General features: G+C 74.1%; 8 protein-coding genes. 3 read left to right on the plus strand and 5 right to left on the minus strand.

Features of this window, described 5'->3' with window-relative positions:
* Nucleotides 1–176: 176 nt before the first annotated feature.
* Genes D581_RS0116950 through D581_RS0116960 form a run of 3 tightly spaced genes read left to right on the plus strand, consistent with a single transcriptional unit; the run spans nt 177 to nt 7,647 of the window.
* Nucleotides 177–3,623, plus strand: a complete 3,447-nt coding sequence (locus D581_RS0116950) for a bifunctional glycosyltransferase/CDP-glycerol:glycerophosphate glycerophosphotransferase (protein WP_018958411.1) — start codon at nt 177–179, stop codon at nt 3,621–3,623.
* The gene (locus D581_RS0116955; RefSeq protein ID WP_018958412.1) at nt 3,620–6,508 is read left to right on the plus strand and encodes a CDP-glycerol:glycerophosphate glycerophosphotransferase; all 2,889 of its coding nucleotides are present in this window, start codon (nt 3,620–3,622) and stop codon (nt 6,506–6,508) included. Before D581_RS0116950 ends, D581_RS0116955 begins: the two co-directional genes overlap by 4 nt.
* On the plus strand, nt 6,505–7,647 hold the full coding sequence (locus D581_RS0116960) for a glycosyltransferase (RefSeq protein WP_018958413.1): 1,143 nt from the start codon (nt 6,505–6,507) through the stop codon (nt 7,645–7,647). The genes D581_RS0116955 and D581_RS0116960 overlap by 4 nt, the downstream gene beginning before the upstream one ends.
* A 51-nt stretch (nt 7,648–7,698) precedes the next feature.
* On the opposite strand, the gene D581_RS0116965 is transcribed toward D581_RS0116960, so the two are convergent.
* The 5 genes from D581_RS0116965 to D581_RS0116985 form a co-directional block, all read right to left on the minus strand.
* Nucleotides 7,699–9,924: a bifunctional glycosyltransferase/CDP-glycerol:glycerophosphate glycerophosphotransferase gene (locus D581_RS0116965; protein ID WP_018958414.1), complete on the minus strand. Its 2,226-nt coding sequence runs from the start codon at nt 9,922–9,924 to the stop codon at nt 7,699–7,701.
* A gap of 189 nt (nt 9,925–10,113) precedes the next feature.
* Nucleotides 10,114–11,055 carry a carbohydrate ABC transporter permease gene (locus D581_RS0116970; protein WP_018958415.1) on the minus strand — a complete coding sequence of 314 codons (942 nt, stop codon included), beginning with the start codon at nt 11,053–11,055 and terminating at the stop codon, nt 10,114–10,116.
* Nucleotides 11,052–12,338, minus strand: coding sequence for a carbohydrate ABC transporter permease (locus D581_RS0116975; RefSeq protein ID WP_018958416.1), 1,287 nt, complete (start codon nt 12,336–12,338; stop codon nt 11,052–11,054). Before D581_RS0116975 ends, D581_RS0116970 begins: the two co-directional genes overlap by 4 nt.
* A 109-nt stretch (nt 12,339–12,447) precedes the next feature.
* Entirely contained in the window at nt 12,448–13,812 is a 1,365-nt protein-coding gene (locus tag D581_RS0116980; protein ID WP_018958417.1) for an ABC transporter substrate-binding protein, read from the minus strand.
* Nucleotides 13,813–14,067: 255 nt separating this feature from the next.
* Nucleotides 14,068–17,754, minus strand: coding sequence for an FHA domain-containing protein (locus D581_RS0116985; protein WP_018958418.1), 3,687 nt, complete (start codon nt 17,752–17,754; stop codon nt 14,068–14,070).
* Nucleotides 17,755–18,199: the final 445 nt, after the last annotated feature.

An 18,199-nucleotide genomic window follows, 5' to 3' on the forward strand; every position in this document is an offset into this window, starting at 1 on the left:
CGCGGGTTGTACCCCATGGCCCCCGACGGGCCCTACGCCTCGAAGCCCCACGCCCCGAAGCCTCAAGCCCTCGAAGCCGCAAGCCCCTGAAGCCCCAAGCCCTCCAGCCCTGAAGCCCCAAGCCCCCGACGCTCATTGCCCCTGATGTCGTCCGCCCGGAAGGATCGTGCGCCGCGATGGCACCCCGTCTCACCGTCGTCGTCCCCCTCTACAACGTCGAGGAGTACCTCGGTGCCTGCCTGTCCTCGCTCGCCGAGCAGACCATGCCGGACCTGGAGGTCGTCCTCGTCGACGACGGCTCCACGGACAACGGCCCGGCCCTCGCGCAAGAGTTCGTGGACCGCGACCCGCGCTTCCGGCTGATCCGGCAGGAGAACGCCGGGCTCGGCGCGGCCCGCAACGCCGGGGTCCGCGAGGCCCGTCCCGGCGCGGAGTTCCTGACGTTCGTCGACAGCGACGACGTCGTGCCGCCCGGCGCGTACGCCCGGATGCTCGCCGAACTCGACCGCTCCGGCTCCGACTTCGCCACCGGCAACGTGCTCCGGCTACGGGCCAACGGGGATCTCGAACAGTCCCCGATGTTCCGCAAGCCGATGGAGAAGGCCCGGCGGGCCACCCACGTCACCCGGGACTGGGCCCTGCTGGGCGACCGCATCGCCTGCAACAAGGTCTTCCGGCGCGCCTTCTGGGACGAGCACGCCTTCGCCTTCCCCACCGGGGTGCTGTACGAGGACATCGCCGTCGTCCTGCCCGCCCACTTCCTGGCCCGCTCGGTCGACGTCGTCGAGGAGCCCGTCTACCACTGGCGCGACCGCGACGGCTCGATCACCACCCGGCGGGCCGTGCCCCGGGGCATCCGCGACCGGGTCACCGCCGTCACCACCGTCAGCCGCTTCCTCGCCGCCCGGCCCGGTCTGGCCGGGGCCAAGCGCCGCTACGACGCCCACGCGCTCTCCGGGGACCTGTGGCTGTTCATCGAGGCGCTCGGGGGCGGCGACGCGGAGTTCCACGAAGCCTTCCTGGAGCACGCGGGCGCGTTCGCCGCCACCGTCGACTCCGATGTCCTCGCCTCGCTGCCCCTGGACCTGCGGGTCAAGTGGCAGCTCATCCGCGAACGCCGGCTGCCCGAACTCCTCGCCCTCCTCGCCGACGAGAAGAAGGACCGGGACACCTTCCACGTCACGGGGCTGCTCCGCCCCCGCGCCCACCACCCCGCCGTCCGCGACCCCCTGCCGCCCGCCACGACCGCGCTGACCTCCGCCGACCTGCCCGTCCACGCCCACCTCACCGAGGCCGTCTGGCGGGACGGGCTGCTGCACCTGACCGGTCACGCGTACGTACGGAACGCCCCGGGCGGCCCGGTCCGGCTCGGCTGGCTGCGCTCCGGGAAGCGGCTGATCCCCCTGCGGACCCGCCCCGTCCCGGGCGACGAGGCCACCGCCCGCTCCGGCCGCTCCCTCCACCGCTACGACCGCGCCGGGTTCACGGCCGTCGTCGACCCGCGCAAACTCGCAGGGAAGGTGAGCGGCGGGCGCACGACATGGAAGCTGGAGGTTGTCGTCGTCGGCGCCGGCCGGCCGCGCCGGGGCCCCATGCGGCTCGTCTCCACCCCGGCCCCGCCCGCCGTGACGTACACCGACGAGCGGACCCGTATCGTCCCCGTCCTCTCCGGCAACAAGCTGGAGCTGCGCGCCGAACGCGTCGCGGCCGTCCTGACCGGGCAGTCGGCGGTCGAGGACGCCGTGCGCCTGGAGGTGAAGATCCTCGGCGACGCCGGGCCGGCCGCCCTCCGGCTCACCGAGTGGCGCACCAAGGAGACGCGGGAGTTCGCCCTGCGCGGCTCGCTCGGCTCCCGGGCGGCGGACATCCCGCTCAGCGCCTTCCGGGGACAGGACGACATCTGGGGCGTCCAACTCGTCGGCGAGGGTGCATCGTTGACGGTGGCCGCCCGGACCGACGGTCAGGACGGACGTTACGCACTGCCCGGCGGCCGTGAGCTGTACGCGGCCCCCAACCCCTCGGGCGACCTCGTGCTCACCGACCGGCCCGTCCAGCCCGTCGTCACCTCCGTCGCCCCGGAGGAGTCGGGCGCCCTCATCCTCGACGGGGTCTTCCCCGAGCCCACGGGCGCCTTCCGGGAACTCGTCCTGCGCCACAGCGGCCACCGGGAAGAGGTGGTCCTCGGCCTGGAGCGGGGGGGCGGCGACGGCTTCCGGGCCGTGATCGCTCCCGCCGCCGTCGAGGGGCCCGGCGGGACGCTGCCGCTCGCCGAGGGGCGCTGGTACCTCTTCCTGCGCGAGCCGGGGGAGCGGGACCCGGAAGCGTACCGGCCGCTCCGCCTGAGCACCCCCCTGCACCCCACCCTGCCGACGCGACAGCACATCAGTGGCCGGGGCTTCACCCTCCAGCGTCGCCACCACGACCGGCTCGTCCTGGAGTCGGCCTCCGCCCTCCCCGTCGGTGAGCGGGGCCCGTACGCGCAGCGGCTCCAGCGCGAGCGGTACGCCGGACTGCGCGCCGCCGCCACGGCCGGCGAACTGCGCCCCGCCGTCCTCTACTCCAGCTTCGACGGCCGCCAGTACTCCGACTCCCCCCGTGCCGTCCACCGCGAACTCGCCGCCCGGGGGCGGGACATCGAGCACCTGTGGGTGGTGCGCGACCAGCAGGCGGTCGTGCCCGAAGGCGTCCACCCCATCGCCCTGCACAGCGCCGACTGGTACGAGGCGCTGGCCCGCAGCCGGTGGATCGTCACCAACACCCACCTGCCCGAGTGGTTCGAGCGGGCCGAGGGCCAGACCGTCGTCCAGACCTGGCACGGCACCCCGCTCAAACGCATCGGCCGCGACCTCGCGGGCACCCCGCACGCGGACGCCGCGTACATGGCGTCCATGGAGCACCGGTCCGCCCAGTGGAGCGTGCTCGTCTCCCCGAACAGCTTCTCCACCCCCGTGATGCGCCGCGCCTTCGGCTACTCGGGCGAGGTCCTGGAGTGCGGCTACCCGCGCAACGACCTGCTGTACGCCCCAGACCGGGACAAGGTCGCCGCCACCGTACGCGAACGGCTCGCGCTCCCCGAGGGGCGGCGCGTGATCCTGTACGCCCCCACCTGGCGCGAGGACCGCCCACGGCAGGGCGGGCGTCACGGGTTCGACCTCCAACTCGACCTGGACCTGGCCCGGGAGAGCCTCGGCGAGGACCATGTCCTGCTGGTCCGCCGCCACTACCTCGTCGGCGGCAGCGTCCCCGGCACCGACTTCGTCCGGGACGTCTCCCGCCACCCGGACGTCGCCGAACTGCTGCTGATCAGCGACGTCCTGGTCACCGACTACTCCTCGGTCATGTTCGACTTCGCGCAGACCGGCCGCCCGATGCTCTTCCACACCCACGACCTGGCCCACTACCGCGACACCCTGCGCGGCTTCTGCTTCGACTTCGAGCAGCGTGCCCCCGGCCCCCTGATCCCCGACTCCGCCGGGATCGTGGCCGCCCTGCGCGACCCGGAAGCCGCGACCGCCGGGCACCGGGGGGCGTACGAGCGGTTCCGGGAGGCGTTCTGCGACCTCGACGACGGGACCGCCGCCGCCGGGGTCGTCGACCGGATGCTCAAGGGGGAGCTGGTATGAGCGACTTCAGCTGTGTGATCACCGGCGGCGGGGACAACGAGGGCCCCGGAGGCGCCGACGCCCTGCGCGCCTCCGTGGACTCCGTGCTCGGCCAGTCGCTGCGCGGAGCCGAGGCCGTCGTGGTCCTCGCCTCCACCGCCGCCCCGGCCGTCCGGACCGCCGCCCGGGCCCTCGCCGACCGGGCCCCCGGGCGGGTCCGCCTCCTCCACGCCGACCCGGCCGTCCGCACCACCGGAGCCCTGCGCAACGCGGGCCTGGACGCGGCGGGCGGCCGGTACGTCCTGGTCCTCGCCGCCGGCGAACGCCTCCAGCTCCACGCCTGCCGCAACCTCTGGCAGGCCGGCGAGAGAAGCCGCGCCGACCTGATCGCCGGCCGCTGGAGCCAGGTCGCGGACGAGAGCGGCAAGGAACGGGAGCCGTCCTGGCAGGGTGGGCTGTACGCCCGCTCCCGCACCCTCGCCCGCTTCACCGACGCCCCCGAACTCGTCGTCAGGGACGCTCTGGTGACCGGGTTCTGCCTGCGCCGCGAGGCCGCCAGGCGGCACGGGCTGCGGTACGAGGAGGACCTGACGCACGGCGAGATCCTCTTCGGCCCGCTCGCCGCCGCGGCGGTCGGCCGGATCGCCCTCGTCCGCCGGCTGATCGTGACCGGCCGGGCCGTCCCCGACCGGGCCCGCGACCTCGCCGCCCTGGTCGAGGCGCACCGCCGCGTCGCCAACACCCTCCTCGCGCGCGGCCTGTCCGAGCTGCGCGAGGAACGGGAGAAGGCGTTCGCCCGCGACCACCTGGTGCCGCTCGCCCGGTCCTTCCCCCACCTGCCCGCCGCCCGCCGCGACCGGGTCGCCGCGGCCGCCGCCCGTGCGCTGACCGGCTCCTTCCGGGACGGCCCGCCGGGCCTGCCGCCGCTGGAGCGGGTCGCCGTGCGCCTGCTGGCCCGGGGCGACGCCGAAGGGGTCCTCACCGCGGCGTACGCGCTGAGCAGGCCCGCCACCGTGTGCGCGCCGCTGACGACGGGCGCGGACGGCCGGGTGACCTGGGGCGGCGAAGAGCCGGAGGGGGCCGGCGTCGACGTCACCGAACTCGGCCACCAGTACCGCACGTTCGGCGGGGCCCGGCTGATGAACCGGCTCACCCGCGCCACCGCAGACCGGGGCCGCCTGCTGCTGGAAGGCCGCCTCGTGCTGCCCGGCCACGGCGGCCCGGCCCCCGACGCCCCTCTCACCGCGACCCTGGAGTTCCGGGCCCGGGGCGGGGCGCGCGCCGTCGCGTTCCCGGTCGAGGAGATCCGGCACGACGGCAACGGGATCAGCTGGCGCGCGCGGGCCGACGTCGCGCGCCGCCTGCGCCCCGTCGGCATCCGGGACACGGCGTGGGACGCGCGGCTGACCGTGACCGCGGGGGGCCCCGACGGGCCCCGGTCCGTCAGCGATCTGTTCGCCCCGCAGGACCAGGTGGAAGGGGCCGCCCGGTTCCCCGCCAGGCCCCGGCTCGGACGGCTCGCCGGGGACACCTGGGAGCCCTACATCACGCTCAAGGACCACTTCGCGCTCCGGCTGACCGCCCGCCGCCGCCCGGCCCGCACCACCCACCGCCTGGTCCGCTACGCCACCCGCTTCCGGCCCGCCCGCAAGGCGAAGCTCCTCGCCCGGTCCCTGCGCAGGCGCCTGGACCGCTACCGCTCCCGGGCCTTCAAGGTCCCCGTCTACAACACCTGGCTCACCCGGCTCCCCGTGCGCCGGGGCTCCGTCGTCCTCGAAAGCCACATGGGCACCTGCTACGGCGACAGCCCGCGCGCCCTCTACGAGGAGATCCGCCGCCAGGGCCTGAGACTCCGGGCCACCTGGTCCTACGACCCCTCCCCGGCCGGCTTCCCGGACGACGCCCGCCTCGTACGCCGCTGGTCCTGGCGCTACCTGTGGGTGCTGGCCCGCGCCGAGTACTGGGTCGACAACCAGGGCTTCCCGCAGCAGCTGCGCAAGCCCCGGCACACCACGTACCTCCAGACCTGGCACGGCTCCGCCTACAAGCGGATGGGCTTCGACGAGACCCGCGTACGGCTCCAGAACGCCCCCCAGCGTGCACGGCTCCAGCAGGCCGTGGACCGCTTCGACCACTTCCTCGTCCGCTCCGAGCACGACGTGAACACCCTCGCCCGCGCCTACCGGCTGCCCGAGGAGCGGCTCCTGCGCACCGGCTACCCGCGCAACGACGCCCTCGTCGCGGAGCGCGACCGGGCCGAGACGGAGGGAAGGCTGCCGCGCCCGCCGCTGGCCGGGGCGCTCGGGCTGGACGACCACAAGAAGACCGTGCTGTACGCCCCCACGTTCCGGGGCGGGCCGGGCAGGCAGCGCAGAGCCCGACTCCTGCTGGACGTGAGGGAGTTCGCGGAGCGGTTCGGGGACACCCACACCCTGCTCGTACGGGCCCACTACCTGGAGTCCGCCCGGCTGCCGCTCTGTCCGCCCGGGACCGTTGTCGATGTCTCGCGCCACCACGACGTCCAAGAACTCCTGGCCCTCACCGATGTGTTGATCACCGACTACTCCTCCATCATGTTCGACTTCGCCCTCCTCGACCGGCCCGTCGTGCTGTACGCCCCCGACCTGGAGGCGTACGCGGCCGAGCGCGGTAGCTACTTCGATCTGCGGGAGAGGGCCCCCGGGCCGGTGACCGAGACGCAGGAGGAGCTGTTCGCGACCCTCGCGGAACTGAAGAAGTCCGACACCCACTACGCCGACCGACGCCGCGCTTTCGTGCGGCAGTTCGGGACCTACGACCGGGGCGACGCCGCCCGCAGGACCGTCGCCGCCGTCTTCGCCCCCGGATCCTCCCGGAGTGCCCGTCACACCATCGACCTCGACCACGACCGGGGGGCCGGCCGATGAGCCGCGACGTCTTCATCGTCTCCAACAGCACCGACGAACTCGGCGGCGTCACCGGCTGGATGCACCAGACCGCCCGCCTCCTCGCCGACCAGGGGCACCGGGTCCACACCATCGGCATCCACGCCTCCGACCTCAAGATGGCGCTGCCCGCCGAGCCCGGCCACCCCGTCACCGCCCTCTACCCCGCCCACCCGCCGACCCCCTGGACGCCCCACGGCATCCGCGACCGCTTCCGCCTCCCCACCCGGCGCAGGGAGGCGGCCCGGGTCGCCGCCAAGAAGCGGGCGGTGGCCCGGCTCTCGGAGATCTTCGCGACGGCCCGCCCCGGCGCGGTCGTCATCGTCACCCAGGTCTGGGCGATGGAATGGGTCGGCGAGGCCTATACCACCGGGGTGCGGGTCATCGGGATGAGCCACGAGTCCTACGGCTACTCCCGCGCGAGCCACCGCTACCGCTGGATCAAGAACCACTACAAGGACCTCGACCACTGGCTCGTCCTCACCGAGGAGGACGCCGACCAGTGGGCCGGGGACGGCATGAACAACGTCGGCTTCCTGCCCAACGCCCTCTCCCGCCTCCCCGCCGTGCCCTCCCCGCGCACCGCGCCGACCGTCGCCAGCATCGGCCGGCTCAGCGACCAGAAGGGCATCGACCTGCTCCTGGACACCTGGGCCCTGGTCGCCCCCGCCCGCCCCGACTGGCGGCTGCGCGTGTACGGGGCCGGCGAGGACGAGGCCGCGCTGAAGGAGCAGTGCACGAGCCTCGGCCTCGACGGCTGTGTGGAGTGGATGGGCCGCACCGACGACGTGGAGCGGGCCCTCGCCGAGGCCTCCGTCTTCGTCCAGTCCTCCCGGGGCGAGGGCTTCCCGCTGGCCCTGCTGGAGGCGATGGCGAGCGGTGTGCCCTGCGCCGCGTTCGACTGCGCGCCCGGCGTGCGGGAGATCGTCCGCGACGGCGAGGACGGACTCCTGGCCCCCGCCGGAGACGTCGCCGCCCTCGCCGACCGGCTGCTGCGGCTCACCGGCAACCCCCGGCTGCGCGACGCGATGGGCGCGCGGGCCCGGTCCGGCGTCCAGCGGTTCTCCGAGCCGGAGACCCTGCGCCGCTGGGAGGAGCTGTTCGCGTTCCTGGAACGCTGAGCACGCGCGGGGCGCGCGCGGAAGCACGCGTCCGGGTGTGGCGGGGCCGGGTCAGCCCTTGACGCCCGCCCCGGCCCCGTCCCGCGCCGGAAGGGCCTCAGGCGTCCGGCGCGCGGCGGACGGCACCGGCAGCGGCAGCCCGCCGGTCTCCCCGAGGAAGACCCGCCGCACCACCCGCTCGGCGGCGTACCCGTCGTCGTACGGACAGAACCGGGCCCGGAACGCGGCCCGCAGCTGCGCCGAGCGGGAACCCCGCCAGTGGTCCGTCGCGAAGATGTCGAACAGCTCGTCCTGGCCCCGGGCCACGATGCCGGGCGGGAACGCCGTGATGTCGAAGTACGTGCCCCGGGCCGCCTCGAACGCCTCGACGTCGGGCAGGTGCAGCACCACCGGGCGGTCCAGGTTGACGTAGTCGAACATCAGCGACGCGTAGTCCGTGATCAGCGCGTCCGACGCGAGCGCCAGCGTCTCCACGGACCGGTGCCCCTGGACGTCGATGATCCGGGGATGCGGCGCCCGGTGGCCGCCGGGGCCCGCGGGGTGCGGCGCCCGGGCCAGCACCACGAACCGCGGGCCCAGGACCCGGACCAGCCGCTCCAGGTCCAGGGCGGGCCGCTGGACCCGGCGGTAGTCGCGGTGCGTCGGCGCGTACAGCAGCGCCGTGCTGCCCGCCGGGATCCCCAGCGTCTCGCGCAGCCGCGCCACGTCGGCCGGACCGGTGCGGTGGTACACGTCGTTGCGCGGCGAGCCGTACTCCAGCGTCGTGTACGCGGACGGATAGGCCCTCTCCCGTACGAGGGTGGAGTGCGGGTTCGCCGAGAGGGAGAAGTCCCAGGTGTCCACGGAGCGCAGCAGCTGCTCGAAGTCGGTGCCCCGGGCGGCGGCGGGCCGGTCCAGCAGATCGGTGCCCACGGTCCGCAGCGGCGTGCCCTCGTGCGTCTGGAGCAGGACCTGGCCCCGGCGCTTGACCAGCCCCCGGTCGAAGAGGGAGTCGTTCACCAGGTACGCGGAGCGGGCCAGCGCCGTCCAGTGGGCGAAGGTGCCGGGCGCGAGATGCCGGGTGCCGGTCGGCACGGTGTGGGCGTCCACGGGCCGGCAGATCCAGGCCGTCCGCGCCCCCGGGACCAGCTCGCGGACCTTCGCCTCGATCGCCGCCGGGCTGCCCGTGTACCCGCCGCCCCGGGTGGTGAACACCGCGTCCCGGGGGCGCAGCGGCAGCCGCGACTGGATCCGGTAGTGCGCCCGCAGCGCCGCGCCCCGCACCGCCCGGCGTCCGGCCGCCACCCCCCGGCGCAGCCGGCCGCCCAGGCGCTGGGCCCCCGACAGCGCTTGATAGGTGCGCCGCGCGCCGAGCCGCAACAGGCCGTGCCGCAGCAGCGCGCGACGGGGCACCGGGGCGCCGGGGGTGCGGTAACGGCGGCAGGACGCGGCCGCCCGGCGGAAGAACGCGGCGCGGCGGTGGAGCGGCAGCCGGTCCCGGGAGGCGAACAGCGCCGAGAAGTGGTCCAGCATCCGGCGGAACATCACCGGCCGCCACAGGGCGAGTTCGGGGCGCGCGTCGATGAACGCGAACACCCGGTCGTACTGGTCGAAGACGTCGAAGTGCTTCTCGCTGGTGGTGGAGAGGATGTTGCCGCGCCGCCGTTGCCGGTAGGAGACGCAGACCGCGTCCAGCACCGCGATCGACCCGGCCGACATCAGCACCGGGTAGGTCCAGGGGGTGTCCTCGTAGTAGCCGGGCGGGAAGGCGAACCCCTCGGCCTCGATGAACGCGCGGCGGTACGCCTTGTTCCAGACGACCATGAGGAGCTGGAGCAGCTCGGGGCGGTCGGTGAGCCGGAAGCGGTCGGGCCCGCCCTCGTCGAGGTGGGCGGCCAGGACGTTGCGCACGCTGCGGCCCGTCCAGTACGTGCGGGCGTAGTCGTACATCAGGACGTCGGGCTCGCCGGTCGCGTCGATCCGGTCGGCGATGGTCTGGAGCGCGTCCGGCACCAGGGTGTCGTCCCCGTCGAGGAAGACCAGGTAGTCGCCGCCCGCCCGGCCCATCCCGGCGTTGCGGGCCGGTCCCAGGCCGGTGTTGCGGGGGAGGTGCAGTGCGGTGACCCGGGGGTCCCGGCGGGCGTACTCGTCGGCGATCGGCCCACAGGCGTCGGGGGAGCAGTCGTCGACCACGATGACCTCGTAGTCCTTGAAGGACTGGGCCAGCACCGAATCCAGACACGCGTGCAGATACGCCTGGACCCGGAACGCGGGCACGATGACGGAGAACCGGGGCACTACACATCCATGGGTCGATCGTTCGCGGAAACCAGGCAGACCGCAAACGTCGGATGGAATGACAGGGTTACGCCGGACGCGGCAATCGGGGGACGGGGACGGCGAAGCGGCCCGGTTCCGGGGAACCGGGCCGCTTCGGGTTGACGTACAGCCGTACGCCTGCGAAGACGTACGCCCTTGTGCTTACGGCTACTTGACGGCGCCCGCCATCACGCCCGACACGAACTGCCGCTGGAAGGCGAAGAACACCGCCAGCGGGATCACCATCGACACGAACGCACCGGGAGCCAGCACGTCGATGTTGTTGCCGAACTGGCGTACCTGCTGCTGGAGCGCCACGGTGATCGGCGGTGACTCGGAGTCCGCGAAGATCAGCGCGACCAGCATGTCGTTCCACACCCACAGGAACTGGAAGATCCCGAGCGAGGCGATCGCCGGACCGCCCAGCGGCATCACGACCCGGGTGAACAGCCGGATCTCGCCCGCCCCGTCGAGCCGGGCGGCCTCCAGCAGCTCGCGGGGGATCTCCGCGAAGAAGTTCCGCAGCAGGAAGATCGCGAACGGCAGGCCGAACGCCGTGTGGAACAGCACCACCCCGAGCGTCGTCTCGAAGATCCCGATGGTGCCGAACAGCTCGGAGACCGGGATCAGCGCGACCTGCACCGGCACCACCAGCAACCCGACGACCAGCAGGAACCACCAGTCGCGGCCGGGGAACTCCATCCACGCGAAGGCGTATCCGGCCAGCGAGCCGATCACCACCACCAGCACCGTGGAGGGCACGGTGATCATGATGGTGCTGACGAGCGAGCCGGTGATCGTCGAATTGTCCAGCAGCCGCTGGTAGTTGTCGAAGGTCATCTCCGACGGGGCCGTGAGGACCTTCCACCAGCCGGTCGCCGCGATGTCCTGCGGCCCGCGCAGCGAGGACAGCAGCAGACCGATCGTGGGCATCAGCCAGAACAGGGCGACCAGGATCAGGAAGACCCGCATCACCCCGCCGCCGGCGCGGGCGGCGATCCGGGCGCCGAGGGACTGCTTGGCCCTGGGCGCTTCGGGGGTGCCCGCCTGCCGGGAAACCGCCTTCTGGCGGCCGATGCGCGCAGTGTTCACTTCCGGAGCGCTGCTCATCGCCGTCCCTCCTTCCGGATCCGGCGGATATTGAAGAGCATCACCGGGATCACCAGCAGCAGCAGGAGCACCGCGATCGCGCTCCCGATCCCCAGGTCCGCGTCCGTGCCGAACGAGGACCTGTACAGCTGGAGCGCCAGCACGTTGGCGTCGTCCTGCGAGGAGCCCGGCGCGATGATGAACACCAGGTCGAAGACCTTCAGCACGTTGATCATCAGCGTCACCAGGACCACCGCGAGCACCGGCGCCAGCATCGGCACCGTGATCCGGCGGAACACCTGCCACTCGTTGGCGCCGTCCACCCGGGCCGCCTCCAGGAGCTCACGCGGCAGACCGGCCAGGCCCGCCGCGATCAGCACCATCGCGAACCCGGCCCACATCCATACGTAGCTGCCGATGATCCCGGGCGTCACGAGGGACGGTCCGAGCCAGTCGACGCCGTTGTACGGCTCGCGGAAGTTGTCGGCGGGCAGGCGCAGTTGGGCCCCGTCCGCCGAGGCGGGCAGGGTGAACACGCCGTCCGCTCCGGCCGTGGCGGTGGCGACGACCTTCCCGTCCTTCACCGCCTCGACCTTCAGGCCCTTCAGGCCCAGCTCCTTCGGGTCGACGACGTTCGGCTTCCCGCCGCCGCCCCGGGTGAAGTCCAGCCACGCGGTCCCGGAGATCTTGTCCCCGGAGGCCGCGGGGGCGCCCTCCGCCGGCCGTGCGTCGCCCGGCATCCTCGCCGGAGCCACGCCGATCAGCGGCACGCGCAGCGGCTGGCCCGCCCGGATGGGCTCCTTGGACAGATACGCCCCGCCGGCACCCTTCTCCAGCGGGTGCACGGGCAGCGGGCGCGCCTTCGGGAAGACGGAGGACTGGTTGAACGTGTCGTGCACGCCCACCGCCACCGCGTTGGCCACACCCCGCTCGGGAGCCTGGTCGTACACCAGCCGGAAGATGATGCCCGCCGCCAGCATCGAGATCGCCATCGGCATGAAGACGATCAGCTTGAACGCGGTGCCCCAGCGGATCCGCTCGGTCAGCACCGCGAAGATCAGCCCGAGCGCGGTGGCGACCGTCGGGGCGAGGACCACCCAGATCGCGTTGTTCTTCACCGCCGTGACGATGGTGGCGTCGGTGAACAGCGCCTTGTAGTTGTCGAACCCGGCGAAGCCCGTACCGGCCTGGTCGAAGAACGACCGGTAGACCGAGTACCCGATCGGATAGAGCACCAGCGCTCCGAGCAGCACCAGCGCGGGCAGCAGGAACGCCGCCGCGATGACCCTGCGGGTGCCGGTCACACTCCGGCGGGACCTCTTCGGATCCGGGGGCGGGGACGGACGGGGATGCGTGTCGTCGTCGGCGGGGGGCGCCGCTCCGGCGCCCCCCGCGGTCGCTGTCGTCACGGCGTCAGCTCTTGTACGCCTTGACCGCTTCGGACTCCAGCTGTTTCTGGGTCCCCGCGATGTCCTTCGGGTTCTTCAGGAAGTCCTGGAGGATCTTCCACTCGCCCTTCCCGGGCGTCCCGCCGAACGACTGCGGGGCCTGGTCGGACATGTCGAACCGGACGTCGTCACCGGCGTCGATCAGCGCCTGGGCCATCGTGCGCTGCACGTCGTTCGGGTACGCCTTCAGGTCCAGGCTCTTGTTCGGTGAGATGAACCCGCCCGCCTCGGCCCAGATCTTCGCCGCGTCGGAGGACGCCAGCCAGGTCAGCAGCGCCTGCGCGCCCTTGGTGTCCTTCAGCGCCACCGCCGCGTCGCCGCCGGTCACCACGGGGGAGTCCGCGCCGACCGCCGGGAACGGGAACACCTTGGCGTCCGTGCCGATCTTCGCCTCGGTCTGCGCGATGTTGATGGAGACGAAGTCGCCCTCGAAGACCATCGCGCCCTTGGGCTGGTCGCCCCCGGTGAACGTCTGGGTGACCGAGGCCGGGAACTCCGTCTGGAGCGCCCCGTCCGCGCCGCCCGCGATCAGCTCCGGCTTCCCCCACAGCCCGGCCAGCGTGGTCAGCGCGTCCTTGACGGACGGGTCGGTCCACGGGATCTCGTGCTTCGCCAGCTGGTCGTACTTCTCCGGCCCCGCCTGGGAGAGGTAGACGTTCTCGAACCAGTCCGTCAGGGTCCAGCCGTCCGCACCGCCCACCGAGACCGGCGTGACGCCGGAGGCGGAAATGGTCTCCGCGGTCGTCAGGAAGTCCTTCCAGGTCTTCGGCTCGCTCGCCCCCGCGTTGTCGAACGCGGCGGCGTTGTACCAGATCAGGGACTTGTTGGCGGCCTTGAAGTACACGCCGTACTGGGTGCCGTCCACCGCGCCGAGGTCCTGCCAGACCTTCGCGTAGTTCTTGTCGAGCTGAGCCTTCGCCTCGGGGCCGACCGGCTTGGCCCACTTCTTGGCGGCCGCCTGCTGGATGGCGCCGACCTGCGGGATCATCGCCACGTCCGGCGGCTGCTGGCCCGCGATCTTGGTGCCCAGGAAGTTGATGATGGGGTCCTGCGCCGGGACGAAGGTCACGCTCGCGCCCGTACGCTTCTCGAACTCGTCCAGCACCTTGGTGAAGTTCGCCTGCTCCGGTCCGGTCCAGACCGCGGCGACGGAGATGTCCTCCCCGTCCAGCTTCGGCAGCTTCACCGTGGACGAGCTGTCCGTGCCCGTGCCGGAGCCGTCGTCCGTCTTCTTCTTGCCGTCACCGTCGCCTCCGCAGCCGGTGAGCGCCAGAGCGCCCGCCGCCGCTAACACGACCGCGGCCCTGCCTATCGAGAAGGTTGTGCGCATTCCTGCCCCGTCTCTTCTGTACGCGTCCGGCCATGTCCGCATGCCCGGACCACGTCGTCCGTGCGCACAGTCCTACGCCGGGCGACCGGGCCCCGCAATACCACCCGAGGCACCAACAGGCCGATCGTGATCGCCTCGTGACGTCATGTCAGTGCATGTCGGAAGCTAGCCGGGGCAGGGGGTGCCGTCGAAACGCCGGCCGGGGCAGCGGAGGGGAGAAGGCTGGCTGGGGGGGGGGTCGTGCCGGTGGTCGCGTCAGGCCGGGAACGGCACCAGCGCCGGCAGCCGTTCCGCGTTCACCGAACGGGCCGCGCGCTCCAACGCGCTGGCGAGCAGGGCCAGGTCGGTCGGCCCGTTGCCCAGCTCCCGGACCGGGCGCCGGGTCGGCGGATCGCCCATCCGCTCCCACTCCAGCGGGACGACGGTGGGCCGCAGCGTCGCCGTACGCGGGATGCGACCGGTCACCCGGCCCCCCTGGAACGGCGTCACCCGGCCGTCCGGATGCCCCAGCCTGCCCCGGCCGGGGGCCGGCTCGTCCGGGGACGGCGGCAGCACCGGGGCGTCCAGCACGATGCGCAGCCGGGCGCCACGGGCCAGCTCGGTGTCCTCGGTGCGGTCCGGACGCGCGGAGGTGGCGACCAGGTGCACCCCGAGCCGCCCACCGTCCCGGGCCACGGCCTCCAGCGCCCGCACCACCGAACCGGCGGCCGGCCTGCCGGGGCTGCCGAGCGACGGGGCGACCAGCGCGTCGAAGTCGTCGGCGAGGACGACGAGTCGGGGCAGCGGCGACGGTCCGGGGTCCCCGGACCGGGCGGTGGGGCGCAACCGCAGGGTGCCGCTGGCCGGGGAGTCCAGATCGCCCCGCCGCTCGGCGCCGCTCGGCGGACGCTGGCCCACGACGCGCGGCGGGCCTTCCTGCTGGGCGTGCCGCTCGTGCCAGGCGGCGAAGTCCAGGTCGCCGAGCAGCTCCGCGCGCCGCTTCAGCTCGCCGCCGAGGGCCTGCGCGAACTCCCGCATCCGGACCGGGTCGCACGCCACGAGGTGGGTGAACACATGCGGCAGCTCTGTACAGGGGAGCAGCCCTTCGCAGCGCTCCCCCCGCTCGCCGCCGGAGCCGTCGACGAGCAGGATGCCGAGCCGGTCGGGCCGGGCGGCGGAGGCCAGCGAGGCGGCGACTGCCCGGAGCAGCTCGGTGCGGCCGCTGCCCGGTGGCCCCTCGATCAGCAGATGCGGCCCCTCGTCGGCGAGATCGACGCTGAGGGGCCCCCGTGGGCCCGCCCCGAGCACGAGGACCGGCCGGCCCATGTGGGCGGCGGGATGGGGCGCGCCCCCGTCGCCCCGTTCCCCGGAGCCCGGCCCCGGCCCGGAGCGTCGGCCGCCGAGGTGGGGCGTGCGCTCCGAGTCCCGTGAATCCAGCGGTGGGTACGGGGTGCGGCTGGAGTCGCGGGCGTCGAGCGGTGGGTACGGGGTGCGGTCAGGGTCGGGGGCGCCCGCGGCCGGGTACGGCGCCCGGCCGGAGTCGCGGTCGGGGGCGGAGGTGGCGGTGCGCTGCGGGCCGACGCGCGGGCCCGCGCTGAGGGTCCGCCCCGAGTTGGGGCTGTCCACCTCCTGGCGGGGCGCCCGGGCCGCCGCGCCCCGGGGCGCCGAGGCGCCGGGCTGGGCCTCCGCCGTGGACGCCCAGCGGGCCATCAGCGAGGCCGGTGTCGCCCGGGCCAGGCCCAGCTCGTCCAGCAGCCGGGCGGACGGTGGCAGCGCCGCGGTCGTCGGCCGGCCGGCCAGCGCGGCCGAGCCCTCCTCACGCAGGGGGGCGAGCGCCCGCCCGAACCGCTCGGCCCAGGCCGCCGACACCGCGTCCACCGCGGCCACCGTCCCGTGCCCCGCGGCCTGCCCGCCCGCCGTGCGCAACAGGCGCAACGCCGTGGCGACGTCCCCGCTGAGCATCGCGACGGCCCCGCACTCCCGGAAGGCGATGGACGCCCGGCACGCGGTCTCGTACGTCGCGGACACCGGGGAGGTGGGGGAGGCGGCCGGGGTCTCGGCCAGGCAGATCAGATGGATCCCGGCCGCCGCGCCCGCCCCGGCCAGCCGTGCCGTGGTCTCGCGCAGCATCGCCGTACCGGGGTCGCCGTCCAGGACGACCACCGTGTGCGGACCCGTGTGGGCGCGGGCGGCCTCGGCCACCGAGGCCCGGTCCAGATGCGGCCAGCCGGGACCGAGGGGGCCCTCGTCGAGGCGGCGCACCAGCTCGGCCGTACGGGCGGCCGCCTGCTCACGGTCGTACGCGAGGAGCAGCCGGCAGTCCTGCCCGTGCGTCGGGCGCAGATGCGGCAGCCACCCCAGCCAGGACCACTCGCGCCGCCGCTCCTCCAGCGAGCGGGAGCGGTCCGTGCTGATGAGGACGATCTCCAGGTCGAACGGGGAGTGCAGCGCGGCGAGCTGCGCCACCGTGGCGCGGGCCAGACCCGCCAGCCGGGCGCGCGGACCGGCGAGCCCCAGCGAACCGGCCTCCCGCAGCCCCACGGTCACCGGCACGGCGGGCACCTCGGCCCGGTCGGTCGTGCCGAGCCGCACCACCAGCGCCTCCGGGTGCTCCGGATGGCGCTCCCAGAGCCGGGGCCCGGGGCCGAGCGCGGTCATCAGCACGGCCGCCGGATCCGGCCAGGTGCCCTCGGGGGCGGTGGGCAGCGCGGAGAAGGGGGAGCCGGGGGAGACCGGGGAGGCGAGGTGCCCGGCCCCCGACGGACCGCCGGACGGATCGTGGGAGCCGCCCGGGAAGTCGTGGGGCCCGGCCGCGGAGCCGTACGCGCCCGCTCCGGGCGCCGATGAGCCGTACGCCGTCGGGCCGCCCGAGCCGTCGGGGGCGCGGGAGGCGCCGTACGTGTCGCGTCGGACGCCCGCCCCGGTCTCCGGGCCCGCCATCTGCTCGACCCTCGCGCCGCCCTTGAGCCGCCTCGCCCACGCTCCTATGCCGCGCCGGGGAGCCGGGGTATCGGCGAACTCCTCGCCACGGGCATGGGTGGCCTGCCCCGGGTAGGCGCCCGGCCCGGCCTCGGCGTGCTCGGGCCAGGAGCCCTCTCCGAGGGAGGAGCCAGGGGCTCCGGAGCCGCCGTGGGGCCCTTCGGGCGCCGGTGAACCGGCGGGAGCGGGGGAGCCGGGGGAACCTAGGGAACCGGGGAAAGGGGAGGCCGGTGCGCCGTAACCGTAACCGTGGCCGTCGCCCGGGCCGCCGTGGTCGGGGGTGTGCGCGGAGAGCGGCGCGCCGGTGCCGTGGTCCGGGGCGGGAGAGCCCGTCTCGGCGCGGGCCACCCGCAGATGTCCCTCGCCGTCCGGGGCGGTCGGCAGCGTCGCCGGACGGGAGCCCGCCGTGAGGCGGAGGGCGGACTCGCCGAGCCGCAGCAGCGCGCCGGGGGCGAGGCGGACCGGCCGCTCCCGCACCTCGACGCCGTCCAGGGAGGTGCCGTTCGTCGAACCGAGGTCGGCGACCGAGACCCGGCCGTCGTCGGAGACCGTCACCGCGCAGTGCAGCCGGGAGACGTCCGGGTCGTCGAGCGGGACGTCCGCGTCGGCGGAGCGGCCGATCCGGATCTGCCCGCCGTGCAGCAGGTGGACGCCGCCCGCGTCAGGGCCCGCCACCACATGGAGCTGGGCCGGAACGGGATCGTCCGTCGCCTCGTCGTCACCGGGAGCCTGGAGCGAGAGGACCGCGCCGTCCACCAGAGGCGGTTCGCCCAGCGCGACGCGGTGCCCGTCGAGCCGCTCCCGTCCGGCGAAGAACACGATCGCTCCGCCGCCCTGGGAGCTCTCGGGCCCCGCCACGGCGGAGGCCAGCTGGGAGGCGACGGCGGCCAGCGCCGTCCCGGCGGGTGCGGTGACGAGCACGTCGCAGGTGCGCGCCGGGGTCTGGCCGCTGCGCGGCGCGAGGACGGTCAGCCGGATCTGCATCGCCGTCAGCGGTCCCTTCTGCGCGGGGGTGCCCGGCAGGGGAAACGCCCTGTGATTCCCCCCACCCGGCACGGACACGTCGTCCGTACAGGTCGTCACGCACCGCGAGACTCCGACCTCGCAGATCCGTGCTGGAGGCATCCTCGCACCTGCCACTGACAACACGCCCGGCGGTCACCTTTAAATGATCTTGAATGGTCGGCTGTGGGCGCAAAAGTGCCTGCTTGCGTCCGGATCCCGCCGCTCGGACGGGTTTCCCGGTGGCCGCCCGTCGGGTGCCGGACGGAAATCCGCTCCTGTGACCGAACGTCTGACCGGCCTGTGATCAGCCGTGCGGCAACCTTCCGCCCGGTCCGCGCGTCTTCCCCCGAAACGTGAGCCCCCGGTGCCCCGTTCGGCGGCACTACAGTGGGCCGGAACATTCGGGCGGGCCCGGGGAGCGAAC

It is taken from the genome of Streptomyces sp. CNB091, assembly GCF_000377965.1.

Excerpts from the sequence above, each read along its gene's own strand:
- D581_RS0116960 (WP_018958413.1), top strand. The coding sequence starts at position 6,505 with ATGAGCCGCGACGTCTTCATCGTCTCCAACAGCACCGACGAACTCGGC.
- D581_RS0116950 (WP_018958411.1), top strand. The coding sequence starts at position 177 with ATGGCACCCCGTCTCACCGTCGTCGTCCCCCTCTACAACGTCGAGGAG.
- D581_RS0116985 (WP_018958418.1), bottom strand. The coding sequence starts at position 17,754 with ATGCAGATCCGGCTGACCGTCCTCGCGCCGCGCAGCGGCCAGACCCCG.
- D581_RS0116970 (WP_018958415.1), bottom strand. The coding sequence starts at position 11,055 with ATGAGCAGCGCTCCGGAAGTGAACACTGCGCGCATCGGCCGCCAGAAG.
- D581_RS0116980 (WP_018958417.1), bottom strand. The coding sequence starts at position 13,812 with ATGCGCACAACCTTCTCGATAGGCAGGGCCGCGGTCGTGTTAGCGGCG.
- D581_RS0116955 (WP_018958412.1), top strand. The coding sequence starts at position 3,620 with ATGAGCGACTTCAGCTGTGTGATCACCGGCGGCGGGGACAACGAGGGC.